Consider the following 12,722-nt stretch of genomic DNA (forward strand, 5'->3'; position numbering starts at 1 on the left):
GCGGGTTGTCGTGGGCGTATGCGAACGCGGGTCCCGCCCCGGCGCGGGTCCCGCCCCGGCGCGGGTCGCGCCGGGGCGGGGTCGGGTCACGGGGTGACCAGGGACAGCCCGTAGACGCTCAGGATCTCGCGGACCGGCTGGTACCAGGTCTCGCCGCCGGAGGAGCAGTTGCCCCAGCCGCCGGAGGTGACGCCCTGGGCCTGGTCGCCGGTGATGAACGAGCCGCCGGAGTCGCCGGGCTGGGCGCACACGCTGGTCTTGGTCATCTGGTGCACGGCGCCCTGCTGGTAGTTGACCGTCTCGTTCTTGGCCAGCAGCGTGCCGCAGTGCCAGTGCGTGGTGGAGCCGGAGCGGCAGATCGAGCTGCCGACCGGGGCCTCGTTCGAGCCCCGTACGAGCCGGTCCGGGATCGAGCCCCAGCCGAGCACGACGGGGGCGTTCCACCAGCCGTTGCCGGTGCGGATGAACGCGTAGTCGTTGCCGGGGAAGGAGGAGCCCGCGAAGCTGCCCATGGCCGACCCGTCCCAGCCGACCACGGAGCTGCCCGCGCCGCCGCAGTGGCCCGCGCTGACGAAGCCGCCGTGCACGGAGAAGCCGATGGAGCAGCGGGTGTTGCCGTTGATGTAGTACGGGTCGCCGCCGACGGTGCCCGCCGCGAACGTGGCGGGCCGCGCGGAGACCTCCTCGACGACCACGGGGCCGAGCTCCCGCGCGGCGTCGACGAACCCGGCCGCGCCCTTGGCGTCGTGCACGGTCACGACCAGCGCGCCCCGCTCCGGGTCGACCCGCCAGGCGGCGACGCCCTCGGGCGCCTCGACCCGGTCGAGCTCGGCCTTGGCCGCGTCGAGCGCGGCGAGGGTGCGGTCCACCCGGACGACGTCGGCGCCGGTGGCGCGCACCGCCTCGGCGGCGGCCTCGTCGTCCCCGGCGAGGCCGACGACGAGCTTGCCGCGCTCGGCGTCGAACCAGGAGCCGCCGAACGCCTCACCCGCGGCGGCCCGCGCCCGCGGGTCGACGTCCATGGCGGTGGCCTCCTGCCGGACCCGCGTGCGCGCCTGGTCCTCGGTGATCCCGAGGTCGCGGCCCATGGCGGCGGCGTACGCGTCGACCGCCTGCGCCCGCGGGTCGGGTCCCGCGGCGGAGGTGCCCCCGCCCGCCACGACCGCGCTCAGCACGAGGGCGGCCCCCGCTAACGACGCGCCGAACTTCCTGACGTTGCCCATGTGCTCTCATCTCGTCGCAGGGTCAAGGGAGAGCGCTCTCATACGACACGGTGACGCCTCGGATGGACTTCGTCAAGGCCGTGGTTCGGACCAATTCGGGACCGGTCATCCGGCGGTTCCGACAGCGCCTTGGAGTCCACAAAGGACGGTCCGCGGCGTCCGGCGGGCGCCGCGGGGGTCGCCCGCAAGGCCCACGGCCACCCCGGCGAAATACGACCGAAAGGCCCGCCTGACCACCGGCCGCGTTCCCTAGTGTTGACCCGGCACGGCCGGAAACCCGCGAGCGGACAAGGACGTCTCCGATGGGAAACCCCGCACGAGCGAACCGGTGGAGGGCGGGCGGGCTGGTCCTCGCACTGCTGGTCGCCCTGGTGAGCGCCTTCGCCGCCTCCGCCCCCGCGAGCGGGGCCTCCCCCGACGCGGGCAGGCGCGTGATGCCGCTCGGCGACTCGATCACCGACGGCTTCAACGTCCCCGGCGGCTACCGGGTCGACCTGTGGCGCAAGCTCGTCGAGGGCGGGCGGACCGTCGACTTCGTGGGGTCGATGAGCAACGGCCCGAGCAGCTTGGGCGACCGCGACCACGAGGGCCACTCCGGGTGGACCATCGCGCAGCTCGACGCGAACGTGCCGGCCTGGCTGCGCGCCCACTCGCCGCGCACGATCCTGCTGCACATCGGCACCAACGACATCTACGGCCCCGACCCGGCGGGCGCGCCCGCGCGGCTGTCCGCGCTGGTCGACAAGATCACCGCGCAGGCCCCGGACGCGATCCTGCTCGTCGCCACCATCACGCCGCTGACCAACTACGACGCGGGCGTGCGGGCGTTCAACGCGACGATCCCGGACATGGTGCGGTCGAAGGCGAACGCGGGCAAGAAGGTGCACCTGGTCGACATGCACCGCGCGCTGACGACCGCCGACCTGGCGGACGGCGTGCACCCGAACGCGGGCGGCTACGGCAAGATGGCCACCGCCTGGCACGACGCGCTGCTGGCGATCCCCGGCAGCGTCGACGACGACGGCGGCACGACCACGACGACCACCCCGCCCCCGACCGGCTCCTGCACGGCCACCCACCGCACGGTCGGCTCGTGGCAGGGCGGGTTCCAGGCCGAGGTGACGGTGACGGCGGGCAGCGCGGCGCTGAGCGGCTGGACGGTCCGCTGGACGCAGGCGCAGGGCCAGTCGATCACCCAGGCGTGGGGCGGCGTGCCCCAGGGCAGCGGGATGAGCGCGGTGGTGCGCAACGCCGAGTGGAACGGCTCCCCGGGCGCGGGCGCGACCACCACGTTCGGCTACATCGGCGCCGGAGCGGCGACCACCCCGGTCCTGTCCTGCACCAGCCCGTGACATCGACGGCGACGGCCTGGGCTCCGGGTCGGTGGTGATCTCATGAACGGGTTCAGCGGGCTGAACGACCAGGACGGTTGCCCCCTGCCCTTGTGGGAAGGGCGCGACCCGATTGTTCGAAACATTTTCGGAATTCGGAATCATGCGCACCACGTGGAATAAGAACCACCCCCTCGTTTCCCGCAGTTCCGCATGATGAGAACCGGGCCGTGTGGCAGTCTTAATGCGCCAGCGGAAGCGGGGGAGGGAATCCATGCCATTCGCCTCACCGGGCGCAGGAGGGGGCGCGTCCCAGGTCACGGGCGTGACGATGCAGGTGGAACCCGGAAAGATCATGGAGTTGAAGGGGCGCTACGAGGCGGTGCGCGACACCGTCCAGGCGTTCCTGATGCAGGAGGACCGCAATCTTCTGGGGGTCGCGCTGGCGGGGGACGACGTGTCCACCGCGACCGCGCCGATCTTCGAGGAGAACGCCCTGGTCGCGGTCGACGTGACGTCGCGGTTCCTGCGGGAGCTGACGCTGAACATCGAGCAGCTGGAGAACGCGGCCAGGCTCTACGGACTGGTCGAGGAGGGCAACGCGGCGGCGTTCCAGGTCGGGGAGGGCGGGTGAGGGGGCGGGCGCTGGTGGTGCTCGCGCTCGCCGGGCCGGTGCTGCTCGCGTGCGCGGCCGAGACCGGCACGCCCCGCCCCGCACCGGCCGGGCCGGGGCCCGCCGGGTCCGCGTCGACCACGACCACCCCGTCGTCCCCGGCCCGCCCGAGGGAGATCGCGCTCGACGGCCGCGACCCGTGCGCGCTGATCCGCGCGGAGCAGCTCGCCGTGCTCGGCTTCGACCGCGCGGGCAGGTCAGGGACCGACGACCTCACCGGCGCGCCCACCTGCACGTGGATCGTCAACGGCGGGGCGGTCCAGGTGATCCCGGTGACCGGCGAGGGCGTCGAGGCCTGGTCGCAGGGCCGCAGGCTCGGCCGCCCGTCGCCGATCCCGCCGGTCAGGGGGTTCCCGGCCATCACGGTCACCCTGCCCGAGCGACCGCTGAACTGCGACGTCGTGGTGGACACCGCCGACGGCCAGTACCTGTCGGCCACGTCCACCGTCCTGCCGGGGTTCGAGGAGCGCTTCCCGGCGCCGTGCGAGGGGGCGCGGGCGCTCGCGGAGGTCCTGGTGGAGAACCTGCTCAGCTGAGGGGGAAGGGCACATGGGCTTGGGTGGCGCGAACTTCGACTCGCAGTCGCACCGGCAGCTCTACGACAAGATCCACGACCGGGCGGGGGCGTCGGCCGCGCAGGTCGTCGACGACGCGTGGAACTCGTTCCGGGCCGTCATGGGGAACGCGAGGAGCGACCTGCAGACGGCGATCGAGAAGGCCGGGGCGGTGTGGGTGGGCGCGGCGGGCGAGCGGTTCACCAGCGCCTCGGCGCCCCTGGTGCGGTGGGCGGAGGACGCGCGGGCCGCCGGGGTCGCCACGCACCACTCGTTCCAGGCGCAGCGCAGCTCGTGGAGCGGGACCGCGACCCGGATGCCCGCGCCGGTCGAGGTGACGTCGACGGCGAACGACGACCTCTGGGGCGTGCCCGCCGGGTTCACGCACCTGGTCGGCGGGCAGACCGACCAGGACGTGCAGGAGGCGCAGGCACTGGAGGCCAAGCGCGAGGCCGTGCGGGTGATGGTCGAGTACCAGACGGCGGCGATGTCGGCCGTGGGCTCCCTGGGCGCGTTCACCCCGCCCCCGAGCGTGGCCACGCGGGTCGCCGAGGGGTCGGTCGCGCGGCCGGAGGAGGTGCGCGCGGGCGAGCGGGACGGCGGGCCGAGGCGGGAGGACGTGGGCGCCGCCGGGATGCAGCCCCGCGACGTGGGCTCCGGGACCACAGGGCAGAGCGCGTCGTCCACGCCGGGCGCGGGCGGCCCGCCCCCGTCGCTTCCGGGCGTGACGGGCCCGAGCGGGTCGACGCACACCTCGGGTTCCGCCCAAGCCCCCGCGCCCCACCCGCAGCAGGGCCCGACGTCCACGCCACTCCCCCAGGGCGGCCTCCCCGGCGGGTGGGCGGGCGGTCTGCCCGGCGGCGCGCCGAGGTCCGGCGCGGGGCGTGGGCCGGGCGGCGGTGGCGGCGGTGGTGCGGGCAGGCCAGGCGGCGCGGTCGGTGGCGGGACTCGCGGACCGGGCGGGTTCAGCGGTGGTGGCGGGACTCGCGGCACTGGCGGATTCGGCGGCACTGGCGGGTTAGGCGGCCACCCCTCGTCCCCCACCCCGCACCGGGGAACCCCCGCCTTCCCCGCCGCCCAGACCACCGGCGTCGAGCACGGCGCTGCCCACCCCACCCGCCCCACACCCCCGTCGGCCACACGCGGCGCCCCCGGAGCCCCCGGCGCGGCGGGCCCGCTCGGGTCGCCGCAACGCGGCCGGGACGAGGACGACCTGGAGCACAAGTCCGCCGAGTACCTGGAGGAGCTCGACGACGTCTGGGGCCAGGACGGCCTGCCGAAGGTCGCCCCGCCGGTGATCGGGGACGTCGGCCCGTGAGGATCGCGCTGTCCCGGCCGGAGTTCGACCTGTGCTGGGAGCGCCTGGCGCTGGGCGAGCACCCGACGGTCCTGGCGATCCCCTCGCACGGCGCCACCGCGCGGGAGCGGGCGGCCGTGCTCGCCGACGCGTGGGACGCCCTGCGGGCGCGCGGCCTGGCCGGACGCGGCGGCCTGGACCCGCGCCTGGCCGGGTGGCTTGCCCTGCTGGCCCGCCCGGACCGCGAGGTCGACGCCAGGCTGCGCCTGGACGCCGGTCCGCGCGTCCGGGCGGTCGCGGCGGCAGGCCGAGGGCGGGCGGTGCTGGCCGTCCTCACCGCCGAGCGGCTGCTCCTGGAGGAGGTCGACGAGGACGCGCTGGCCGCGTCGGTGGTGGGCCTGCTGCCGCCGCACGCCACGCCGAGGTCCCGCTCGATCAGCCTGCGCGCGGCGGACCTGGAGCGCGCCGCCGCCAGGGCGGACCGGTCGGCGGCGGGCCTGGAGCAGGCGCTGCGCGAGGTGGGCCTGCCCCGCCAGGACGCCGGGAAGGTCGCCGAGGTGCTGGGGAACGTCGTGCGCATGGGCCAGTTCGGCGCGGCGACGAGGCCCACGCGCCCGGACGGTCCGGGCAGGCGCGAGCGGGGCCCGTACGCGGTCTCGTTCTACGACACCCCGGAGGGCCGCTGGCAGTTCACCCGCCGCCCGGACGACACCGGGCAGCAGTGGTCGACCCTGAGCCCGGCGGACCACCGCCGCCTGGCGCACGCCGTGGCCGAACTGCTGGCGGGCGGGCGCTGACGGCCGCCCTCACCCGAGGACGAACTCCCGGACGACCGCGCCCACCTGGCCCCAGTCCGGCCCGAGCCAGACGAAGTGGTTGTCGGCCAGGCTCTCCACGAGCGCGGCGCGCGGCAGGGCGGCGGCGAGCGCCAGGGCGTGGGCGAACGGGACGGCGCCGTCCCGGCGGGTGGCGACGACGAGCGCGGGCTGCGCCACCGGTGGAACGCGGTCGGGGAACGCGGCCAGGTCGTTGCGGAACCCGGCGCCCGACCGCATCCGCGAGAACAGCGCCACCAGGGCCGCCCGCTGCTCGGCGGTCAGCGCGGCCAGGACCCGGTGCGCGGGCGCCGTGGACAGGTCCCCCAGCAGCACCCGGAGCCCCGCTCCGGGCGACACCCGCAGGAGCAGGCGCAGCGCGGTCCAGACCAGGCGCTCGGTGGCGGGTGCGAAGGCGGCGCGGGCGGCGAGGCGGGTGCGCCGGTCCGGCCAGGGCAGCGGGCCGACCGCGCTCCACAGCACCACGCGCGCCACCAGGTCGGGGTGGCGGGCGGCGAGCGCGAGCGCGGTGGGTCCCCCGGCGGAGACGCCCACGACGGCGGCCAGCCGGGTGATCCCCAGGTGGTCGCACAGCTCCCGGACGACGTCGGCGAACCCGTCCGGCGTGCCGCCCGTCGACAGCGGGGTGCGCCCGTAGCCGGGCCGGGAGGGGACCAGCACCGAGCAGCGCCCGTCGGCGAGCACGTCCTCCCCCAGCGCGAGCCCGGCGCGCAGGTGCCCGCCGTGGAGCACCACGACCACCTCGTCGCCACGCCGGTCGAAGCGGTGCTCGACGACCCCGCCCGGCAGGTGCGCGAGCGCCGCGGGCAGGTCGACGCGGATCGGGGAGGCGGGGTGCGGCACGGTCGGCTCCAGGCGTCGGCGGGTCACGACGCCGACCAGACTTCCCGGCACACCAGGCCCAGTGCGGGCGACGCGGCCACCCTACCGCCCGCTCACCCCGCGGAAAGCGGATCACCGCTGTCCAGCGGCTCCCCGCTGCCCCTTCGGGCAGCGGAGTCCGCCCTTCCGGCCGGCATCCGCCCCACCCGCGCCCGCCCCGTATCAACAGCTGTCCGGCCGTCCCCTACCTGTGCAAGCGGCGGCAAGCCGCACGACCACGGGGAGGACCCATGTCGATCCGAACACCGCGCCGAAGGCTGGCCGGGGCCCTGGCGCTGGCACTGGCGCTGGCCGCGTCCGCGCTCGCCACCACCACCGCGACCGCCGCGCCCGACGCGCTGACCATGGTGAACGGCGAGGGCAGGACCATCACCCTGCCCGCCGCCGCCACCTCCGCCCTGAGGTCCGCCGCCGCGGGCAGCTCGGGCACCACGACCACCCCCGACCGCAAGCCCTCCCCCGACCTCGCCGCCGACTCGGTCATCGGCGTCGACGGCCGCGTCCAGGAGTCCGCCCCTTCCGCGTTCCCCTGGGGCGCCATCGCGCACCTGGAGACCAACCAGGGCGGCTGCACCGGGTTCATGCTCAGCCGCGACGTCCTGGTGACGGCGGGCCACTGCGTGCACTCCGGCGGCAGCTGGGTCACCTCCTACCGGGTCACCCCCGGCCGCACCGCCGGTTCCGCGCCGTTCGGCAGTTGCAGCGGCGGCATCGCCGACGTGTGGACCACCAGCGCGTGGATCAACGGCTACCCGAGCGACCACGACTACGGCCTGGTCAAGCTGACCTGCGACATCGGCTACCAGACCGGCTGGTTCGGCTGGTGGTACAGCACCGGCGAGAACCTCGTCGGGCAGCACTTCTACGCGGAGGGCTACCCCGGCGACAAGCCGTTCGGCACGATGTGGTGGGACGGCGACAGCACGTACTCGCAGTCCGCGAACAAGCTCTGGTACTGGATCGACACCGCGCCGGGCCAGAGCGGCTCGCCGGTCTACCACTACAACTCGACCACGCCGGGCCTGTGCGCGGGCTGGTGCGTGACCGCCATCCACACCAACGGCGTCGCGGGAGGCAATCCGACCAACAGCGGCACCCGGCTGCGCCCCGACGTGATGTCGTTCGTCAACTACTGGATCTCACGGCCGTGAGCCGAACGGGGGCCGGGCTCGCAGGGGCCCGGCCCCCGTGCAACCGGGGAGGTCCGGTGCCACGTCCTGCCGCCATGACACGCTTGCTGCTGTTGGCGTTCCTGCTCACCGCGTGCGGCCACGCCCCCGCGAGCGAGCCCCCACCCCCGCGGGGCGCGTTCACCGCGACCGCCGCGACCAGCCAGGGCGAACCCCGTCCGTTCGCACCCGGCACCGAGGTGAGGGCCACCTTCACCGACGACGGCCGCCTGGTCGTGCACGGCGGCTGCAACACCCTGTCCGGCCAGGTGGACGCGGGCGGCGGCGAGCTGACGCTGACCGAGCCGTCCACGACGGAGATGGCCTGCGACGACCCCCGCACCGAGCAGGACCGGTTCCTGACGGCGCTGCTCACCGCGACCCCGACCTGGCGCCTGGACGGCGACACCCTGCACCTGACCACCCAGGACGCCGGGCTGACCTTGACGCGGGACTGAAACGCCCCTTCTAGGCCACCGGAACGACACCCCACCCGCCGTCGAACACCAACTCCACCCGGTCCCCCACCCCGAACGCCTCCACGACCGCCATGGCCGCAGCCGCGCGCACGGCGGACACCTCGATGTCGGTCAGGTCCACCTGGACGTGCAAGACCTCCACCACGCCCCCACTCCGCCCCACCACCCCGAGCCCGTCCCACGCCCCGGCGACGGCCGCGTCGACGAACTCCTGGTCAAGTCCAGGCTGGAGCGAGGAACGGTCCCCAGGATCGACGGCCCACACCACCGCCCCCTCCGGGGCCCCGTCCACCACCCGAACCCGGACCTGCCCGAAGTACCCGACCCCCGCCCGCTGCCGCTTGAGCCGGTACTCGCCGACGCGCTCGCCGCTCACGAACCGCCCCTCCTGCTGGTGACAAGGTCGAAGACAGTGTTCCGGAAGTAGTGCTCGTTGCCGAAGCGACCGGCGCCGCGCTGGATGTGGTCGTAGTCGTGCCTGCCGCCGGCGTTCCACAGGTCGGTGGCCGCGTCGTCGCTCATCCTGGTCATGTCGGCGTGCCTGAGCCCGTCGTAGTCCTCGCCGCTGATGCGGTGCTCGATGATCGACAGGTCCGTGGGCCCGCCCGGCCTGCCGGACACCGCATCCAGGTACCGCTCAGCCTGATCCCTGCTCTCCCACGCGTACAGTCCGTCGCCCAGCTCGCTGCGTCGCCTGCCGTTGGCGTCCACGCCGGACGGCCACGGCTCACCGCCGTTGTTGATCAACCGGTCGGCGTCGGCGGGCGACTGAACGCTGTAGTACGTCCGGCACGGCGACAGCCCCAGCGGGTCGATCGCCCCGGTCGGGTTGGGCACGTACGCCTGCGGGTTCGGCCCCGGCGCCAACCCCAGCGGGTCCATGGAGGTGTAGCGGCCGGTCTCCGGGTCGTAGTAGCGGGCGTTGTTGTAGTGCAGCCCCGACTCGGCGTCGTAGTACTGGCCGGGGAAGCGCAGCGGTGTCCCCTCATCACCCGACTGGGACGCGCCCCACACGTTCGCCCGCCGCCGCCACTCCACCGCGCCGCCACCGTCGACCAGCTCGGACGGCGCGCCGACCAGGTCGGTGACGATCGAGTAGAACGCGCGGTCGACCCACTCCCGGTCGCCGTCCAGCACCCGCTCGGCCTGGCACAGCGGGGTGAACGTGCCCGGCTCGAAGTCCCACGTCGTCGCCACGCCGCCGGAGGTGATCTGCTCGGCGAGCACGAGACCGTCCCAGCAGAAGTCGACGCGCTCGACGACCACGCCCGCACCGTCCAGGCGCAGCTTCGCGACGCGCCTGCCCAGCGGGTCGTGCAGGTAGCGCCAGCGGGCCCCGTCCGGGGTGGTGACCTCGACGAGCCGGTCGTTGGCGTCCCAGCGGTAGTGCCAGGTGTCTGGCTTGCGCGACAGGCGCTTGCGGGTGCGCTGGACGACCCGGCCGTGGTTGTCGTAGCGGTAGCGGGTTCCGCCCGCGGCGACCAGGGCCGCGCCCGCGTGCTCGCGCGGGCCGGACGCCTCGCCACCCGGCCACTCGGCGTGCGTGATGTTGCCCGCCGCGTCGTAGGCGTACCGCTCGTGCCAGCCGTCACCGACGACCTCGGTGACCCGCGAGCCCGCGTCGAGCACGAGGGCACGGTCACCGCCGAGCAGGTCGGCCACGCCGGTCAGCGCGCCGGTCCGGTCGTACCGGTAGTCGCGGCGCTGGACGAGACCGTCGCGCACCACGACCGACTGGGAGCCGAGCCTGCCCGCGGGGTCCCACGACTGGGAGATCGTGGTCGGTCCTGCGACGCGCTCGGTGAGCCTGCCGGAGGCGTCGTAGCCGAGGCCGACGGCGCGACCGCCGGACACGAGCTGCTCGGGCCTGCCGGTGACGCCGTACCGCCAGTGGGAGACCGCGCCGGACGGGGTCGTGCGCCGCACGTGCCTGCCGATCGCGTCGTGGACCGAGGACACCGTGCGGCCGTTGACCGTCTCCTCGGTGACCCTGCCTAGCGCGTCGCGGCGCAGCACCAACCGGGCGTCCGGGTTGTCCGCCCCGACCAGGCGGCCGACCGCGTCGTACTCGAACCGCTCGACGACGTCGCCGACGCGGCGCTCGACGACCTTGCCGGTGGCGTCGCGCAGGTAGCGGACCTCGTCGCCCCGGTCGGTGGCGCGGGCGACGACTTGGCCTGCGGCGTCCCGGTGGTACCGGACGACGCGCCCGTTGAAGTCGCGCTCGGCCACGAGCCCGCCCGCCGCGTCGTACTCGTAGCGCCACACCTGGCCGAGGGCGTCGGTGACGGAGACGAGCCTGAGTAGCCGGTCGTACTCGAACTCCAGCCTGCCGCCGTCCGGAGACGTCCGGGTGCTCGGCAGGTCGAAGTGCGTGCTGCTCTCGGTGCTGGTGGCGCCGTTCGCGTCGCGGTACTCGACCTGGCTGCCCTCGCCGTCGTACCGCCAGCGCTCGACGGCGCCGTCCGGTCCGGGACGCGCCCCGCGTGCGTGGTGACGTCGATGTGGTAGCCGCCGCTGTGCCGGACCGCGACCGGGAGGCCGTCCGCGTCGCGGTCGAAGTCGATCCGGTGGTGGCCGCCCCGGTCCGTGACGGCGGTGAGCGGGAGCGTCCGGCCACCACCCGCGAAGTTCAGCGCCCAACCGTTGTCCCTGCGGCGGACGGTGTACCCGTCGCCCTCGCGGACGAGCGGCCAGCGGGGGCCGACCTCGGGCAGCGCCTCGGCCGTCCCGGTCGGGCGGGGGTAGACCAGGACCATGCCGTCGTCGGCGACGAGCACCAGCCCCCGGCCGTCGACCTCCAACCGCTGGCCGAGGGTGCTCGCCCAGGTGCGGCCGAGCACGGTGCCGGAGCGGTAGGAGGAGACGTGGGTGCGGCGCAGCACGAGCGGGAGGACGCCTGCCAGCTCGACGTCGACCTGGCCGAGGACGACGTCACCGCTGGCCACGTCGACGGGGTCGTTCTCGCAGACCCGGTCGCACTCAGGAGTCCTGGTGCTGTCGGGGTCGGCGGGCCTGCTCGGGCTGTCCGAGGCGTCGGCGGGGTTGCCCGTGCGGCTGTTCGGGGTGGAGCCCCCGGAAGGAGTGGTGGCCGAGGAGGCGTCCGGGGTGGTGCCGGACGAGGTGGTGGTGCCCGAGGGCGTCGTGGTGCCGGACGGCGTCGTGGTGCCGGACGGCGTCGTGGTGCTGGAAGGCGTTGTGGTGCCGGACGGACTAGACGCGCCGGACGGACTGGTGCCCCCGTCAGGCGCGTGGGCGCTCGGCACACTCGGGGCGTCCGGACTGCCGGGGGTGTCGGCGCGGCGGCCGAGTCGGCCGAGCTTCTGCATGATCTCGCCCAGCTTGTCGATCACCGAGCGGATGCGCGGCGCGACGTTCGAGATCGTCCTGACCAGCTTGCGCACCAGGTCCGCGATCCGCGAGCACATCCGCGAGATGGCCGTGGTGGCCTGCGCGACGATCACCGGCGTGGCCAGGCCCAACCATCACGCCGATGCCCACGCCCTCCGCGAGCACCCCCGCCCCGGCGATCGTGTCGGCCGTCTCGGCGTTCGCACCCCGGAACGCCTGGGCCGCGGCGCCCTCCCAACCCGGCGCGTCCTGCCCGCCCAGCTCCTCGGCCACCGCCCTCACCTCGGCCGCGACGTTGCCCCAGGTCTCGCTGAACGAGCGGATCACCGGCGGATCCCCCGCCAACCAGTCCAGGGCCTCCTTGAGCGGCTGCACGTGCTCCATCAGCCACCCAACGCCGTACGAGGCGACCGTCCCCACCGGGTCGATCACCATCGACAGCACTTCCAGCCCGAGCCCGGCCTCGACCCAGTTCCCGTCCGCGATCCCGTTCGCCAGGTCCACCGACGACTCGGCGATCCCGATCCCGGTCACCGCCGTCGTGTCGCTCCGGGGTGCGGCTACCAGCGGGTTGTCGCTCACCGCCCCATGCCGTCGAAGTCCGCGGACTGCGCGCTCTCCCGGTCGTCGTACTCCCGCGACGTCTCGCGCAGCGTCGTGGCGTTCTCCGCCACCGCCTCGACCGCCTTGGCCAGCGCGTTCACGCCCATCTCCTCGAACGGCTGGAGCAGCGCCGCGAACGGCTGGCAGATCACCCCGTACGCCGAGTCGTCCATCGTCACGGTGCGGGCCGCGTCCACCGCCCCGTTGAGCCGCTCGGCCAAGCCGTCGACGCGGCCCGCCAGCGCCGCGATCTCACCCGTCAGCACCTCGTACCCACTGGGCACGGCTCACCCCCAGATCGCTGTGGTCGCCCACCATCCCATG

At 74.7% G+C, this 12,722-nt stretch carries 14 protein-coding genes and 1 pseudogene; 8 read left to right on the forward strand and 7 right to left on the reverse strand.

Translation table 11 applies throughout. From position 1 onward, the window contains the following. Nucleotides 1-86: 86 nt before the first annotated feature. Nucleotides 87-1,223: a S1 family peptidase gene (locus AMIR_RS22475; RefSeq protein WP_015803246.1), complete on the reverse strand. Its 1,137-nt coding sequence runs from the start codon at nucleotides 1,221-1,223 to the stop codon at nucleotides 87-89. A gap of 302 nt (nucleotides 1,224-1,525) precedes the next feature. Between AMIR_RS22475 and AMIR_RS22480 the strand changes: the two genes are divergently transcribed. The 5 genes from AMIR_RS22480 to AMIR_RS22500 all read left to right on the forward strand — a co-directional run bounded on the left by AMIR_RS22480 (nucleotide 1,526) and on the right by AMIR_RS22500 (nucleotide 5,875). Further along, nucleotides 1,526-2,575: a GDSL-type esterase/lipase family protein gene (locus tag AMIR_RS22480; RefSeq protein ID WP_015803247.1), complete on the forward strand. Its 1,050-nt coding sequence runs from the start codon at nucleotides 1,526-1,528 to the stop codon at nucleotides 2,573-2,575. Between the two features lie 310 nt (nucleotides 2,576-2,885). Beyond that, nucleotides 2,886-3,188, forward strand: a complete 303-nt coding sequence (locus tag AMIR_RS22485) for a PE domain-containing protein (RefSeq protein ID WP_240439065.1) — start codon at nucleotides 2,886-2,888, stop codon at nucleotides 3,186-3,188. Further along, a complete protein-coding gene (locus tag AMIR_RS22490) occupies nucleotides 3,185-3,763 on the forward strand; it encodes a DUF3558 domain-containing protein (protein WP_015803249.1) in 579 nt (192 codons plus the stop codon). Before AMIR_RS22485 ends, AMIR_RS22490 begins: the two co-directional genes overlap by 4 nt. Nucleotides 3,764-3,776: 13 nt before the next feature. Continuing rightward, nucleotides 3,777-5,099: a PPE domain-containing protein gene (locus AMIR_RS36035; RefSeq protein ID WP_015803250.1), complete on the forward strand. Its 1,323-nt coding sequence runs from the start codon at nucleotides 3,777-3,779 to the stop codon at nucleotides 5,097-5,099. Further along, nucleotides 5,096-5,875, forward strand: coding sequence for an ESX secretion-associated protein EspG (locus AMIR_RS22500; protein WP_015803251.1), 780 nt, complete (start codon nucleotides 5,096-5,098; stop codon nucleotides 5,873-5,875). The genes AMIR_RS36035 and AMIR_RS22500 overlap by 4 nt, the downstream gene beginning before the upstream one ends. A gap of 9 nt (nucleotides 5,876-5,884) precedes the next feature. On the opposite strand, the gene AMIR_RS22505 is transcribed toward AMIR_RS22500, so the two are convergent. Next, complete coding sequence (locus AMIR_RS22505) at nucleotides 5,885-6,784, reverse strand: alpha/beta hydrolase (RefSeq protein WP_205590307.1); 900 nt, start codon at nucleotides 6,782-6,784, stop codon at nucleotides 5,885-5,887. A gap of 242 nt (nucleotides 6,785-7,026) precedes the next feature. Between AMIR_RS22505 and AMIR_RS22510 the strand changes: the two genes are divergently transcribed. Further along, entirely contained in the window at nucleotides 7,027-7,947 is a 921-nt protein-coding gene (locus AMIR_RS22510) for a trypsin-like serine peptidase (protein WP_015803253.1), read from the forward strand. Nucleotides 7,948-8,021: 74 nt separating this feature from the next. Beyond that, complete coding sequence (locus tag AMIR_RS22515) at nucleotides 8,022-8,423, forward strand: META domain-containing protein (protein ID WP_041838184.1); 402 nt, start codon at nucleotides 8,022-8,024, stop codon at nucleotides 8,421-8,423. A 10-nt stretch (nucleotides 8,424-8,433) separates the two neighbouring features. On the opposite strand, the gene AMIR_RS22520 is transcribed toward AMIR_RS22515, so the two are convergent. Further along, complete coding sequence (locus tag AMIR_RS22520; RefSeq protein ID WP_015803255.1) at nucleotides 8,434-8,820, reverse strand: hypothetical protein; 387 nt, start codon at nucleotides 8,818-8,820, stop codon at nucleotides 8,434-8,436. Then, nucleotides 8,817-10,712, reverse strand: a complete 1,896-nt coding sequence (locus AMIR_RS36040) for an RHS repeat-associated core domain-containing protein (protein ID WP_049796928.1) — start codon at nucleotides 10,710-10,712, stop codon at nucleotides 8,817-8,819. The genes AMIR_RS22520 and AMIR_RS36040 overlap by 4 nt, the downstream gene beginning before the upstream one ends. A gap of 16 nt (nucleotides 10,713-10,728) precedes the next feature. Here AMIR_RS36040 and AMIR_RS40510 point away from each other — a divergent pair, with 16 nt between their 5' ends. Then, nucleotides 10,729-10,941, forward strand: coding sequence for a hypothetical protein (locus tag AMIR_RS40510; protein WP_187313436.1), 213 nt, complete (start codon nucleotides 10,729-10,731; stop codon nucleotides 10,939-10,941). A gap of 307 nt (nucleotides 10,942-11,248) precedes the next feature. Here the strand turns inward: AMIR_RS40510 and AMIR_RS42200 are convergent. The 3 genes and pseudogenes from AMIR_RS42200 to AMIR_RS22530 all read right to left on the reverse strand — a co-directional run. Beyond that, nucleotides 11,249-11,773 (reverse strand): annotated as a pseudogene (locus tag AMIR_RS42200) (DUF6531 domain-containing protein); the annotation flags it as partial. Further along, nucleotides 11,688-12,377 (reverse strand): WXG100 family type VII secretion target, encoded by a 690-nt coding sequence (locus tag AMIR_RS36045; protein WP_015803256.1) that lies wholly within the window; start codon nucleotides 12,375-12,377, stop codon nucleotides 11,688-11,690. The pseudogene AMIR_RS42200 and the gene AMIR_RS36045, both read right to left, overlap by 86 nt. Then, nucleotides 12,374-12,682, reverse strand: coding sequence for a type VII secretion target (locus tag AMIR_RS22530; protein WP_015803257.1), 309 nt, complete (start codon nucleotides 12,680-12,682; stop codon nucleotides 12,374-12,376). The genes AMIR_RS36045 and AMIR_RS22530 overlap by 4 nt, the downstream gene beginning before the upstream one ends. Nucleotides 12,683-12,722: the final 40 nt, after the last annotated feature.

Origin of the sequence: Actinosynnema mirum DSM 43827 (assembly GCF_000023245.1) — a bacterium.
GTDB classification, from domain to species: Bacteria; Actinomycetota; Actinomycetes; order Mycobacteriales; family Pseudonocardiaceae; genus Actinosynnema; species Actinosynnema mirum.